The following is a 278-nucleotide window of genomic DNA, read 5'->3' as shown; positions in this document are numbered from 1 at the left end:
GCTTGCTAAGCATCGAGTGCGACGGAAATGCCAGAATAGCACTCTCCTGCATACACGCACCGATAGCCACTTTTTTTCGCCCCCCAAATGTAGACCAGACGGGGGGCGAAAGGGAAGACTCCAGGTACGACAAATCAGGCGTTAAATCACGTTTTCTGGTCTTATTGCTGAAAAATTATACCAATATTGCTCTCACCCGCCTCACGCAGGTCTGCCCTAAGGCCTTTTATCAGCTCGATATCGCGTTCTTCGCACTCAGCTAAAAGTCGGAATATTTC

The 278-nt window shown here is 48.9% G+C and carries 1 protein-coding gene; it reads right to left on the bottom strand.

Going from position 1 to position 278, the window contains the following annotated elements; translation table 11 throughout:
- Window positions 1-161: 161 nt before the first annotated feature.
- Window positions 162-275 carry a DUF416 family protein gene (locus tag IEQ44_RS18135; RefSeq protein ID WP_369074440.1) on the bottom strand — a complete coding sequence of 38 codons (114 nt, stop codon included), beginning with the start codon at window positions 273-275 and terminating at the stop codon, window positions 162-164.
- Window positions 276-278: the final 3 nt, after the last annotated feature.

Origin of the sequence: Nocardioides malaquae (assembly GCF_015070385.1) — a bacterium.
Classification (GTDB): Bacteria; Actinomycetota; Actinomycetes; order Propionibacteriales; family Nocardioidaceae; genus Nocardioides; species Nocardioides malaquae.
The sequence above is the reverse complement of the archived record's forward strand: the minus strand, read 5'-3'. Positions and strand labels throughout refer to the sequence as shown.